Consider the following 1,830-nt stretch of genomic DNA (forward strand, 5'->3'; position numbering starts at 1 on the left):
GGATACGAATTTTAACTTTTTCTTTATGTTGCTTTTCAATAGCACTAGCTACTAATTGAACTAGCTGATTCGGATCCCAAGGTTTAGTAACGAAGGCATAAATTTGGGCATCATTGATTGATTTTATCGTAGAGTCTAGGTCTGCATAACCTGTCAGCAGAATACGTTCGGCTGCTGGACGTATTTTTTTGGCTCGAACTAAAAAATCAGCACCACTCANTTGTGGCATGCGCATGTCGCAAATGATGACATCGAAGCGTGTTATGCTCAGGATTTCGATAGCTTCAATGGGGTTCGTTTCGCAAATGATTTCGAAGTCGTTCGAACGAAAAAGACGCCTCAAAGAATCTAGGATTTGCTCCTCATCATCAACTACAAGAATCTTAAAAAGGCCTTTTTTACTCATAATTACCTATAAGAAGTTCGATATAACCGTCAAATTTTAAACCGTTCGTCGTAAGGCTAGTACATAATCAAGTGTTTACTACTAATTAGAAAAGTATCAGGAATTAAATTATGCCTTCTGCTAACGCGATCGACATTCCCTCAGCAAGTTCTGATACCTGCTCGTTAAATGCGTCTTGGTAGTCACCCCTCAGAACCAAAGGTTCTTGTACCCAACGCCATCTAAGCCCTGTGATAATTGTTTGTAAGGCCTTGACCGTGCCAGTGCCATCGTGTCCTGCGCGAACAATCGCCGCGACCGGCAAACCTTGTTTTTTCTCAAGTACGGGGTAGTAGCAACGATCGAACATGTCTTTCATCGCTCCAGACATGTAGCTGAGATTTTCTGGTGTGAAAAGAATGACAGCGTCTGCTTGAATGATGTGCTCTGGAGTGGTCTCGAATGCAGATAAGCTAGTTACAATGCACTGGCTTTTGTTACTTGCATCGTTGATTGTTTTAAGAAGTGTTTGAGTATTTGGTGAAGGGGCGTGGGCAATGATAAGAAGATGCTTGTCCATACCATAACTCTTTAGCGACATTAGATAATAAAGGCTCAGAGTATCGATACACTGACCCTTTGGCAATAAGCATAGAACGAGAAATATATTAGGCGTGGCTATTTGCAACGGCGGCCATTGCCGCGTCGCCGTCACAGTCATGTCCTTGCCCGTTAAGAACGCTCGCTAGGGCTTAGATATACAGCTCTACACATTCGATAAACTAAACGCGCGAGATGGTCGAAAAGGACGACGGCGGGGTTGTTAAACAGCTGTTCTCGGCGACATTGGGAGTTAAGTGACATGTCAAGGTTCCTAGGGTAGATTCAGATGTGGAGCCAAGTGTAGGGCTATAATATCGCGTGGAATTAGTCTATTGCTAACTCGGAACAACGTTTATGGCAGTTTGGTTACCAATTACCGCATTACTCCCCTTTTCACTAGGATATGTAAGCGCCGTTTTCATCTCGCGACAGAAATTTGCTAAATAGCTCGATAGCGCATTAGTAGGTCTGCGGGACGAGAGTAGATCGTGCTATTGGCAAAATAACTTACTGGAACAGTCCGATGCGGATGTCTCATACAAATGTTCTCAATTGGGGAAAGACAATAGCAGTGCGTTTGAGCAGCTTGAGCGTTACAAAGCCTCGTAACAAGATGTTTTTTATTGACATAGTCTAGTTCGTTTTAATTGACCAGTCAGCAAGGGCCATGCGCAGCGCTGCTGTCCTTTTATGTCCTTTTATGTCCTTTTATAGCTTATGATTGCCCACGCCTGATTGGATGATTACCTTGTCAAAAGCTATCTCTCAATCTTGCACACAAGACTTTTACCTGCAGCCTCGCCCAAGAACGAAGGTGTAAAATTCATAAAAATTTCGAAATA

2 protein-coding genes are annotated in these 1,830 nt (G+C 43.0%); both read right to left on the minus strand.

Going from position 1 to position 1,830, the window contains the following annotated elements:
* The coding region (locus A3762_RS22290) for a response regulator (RefSeq protein ID WP_156493671.1) at positions 1-406 on the minus strand (406 nt) is incomplete at its 3' end.
* A gap of 103 nt (positions 407-509) precedes the next feature.
* Positions 510-965, minus strand: a complete 456-nt coding sequence (locus A3762_RS22295; RefSeq protein WP_068476255.1) for a flavodoxin family protein — start codon at positions 963-965, stop codon at positions 510-512.
* Between the last annotated feature and the right edge of the window lie 865 nt (positions 966-1,830).

This window comes from Oleiphilus sp. HI0125 (genome assembly GCF_001635355.1).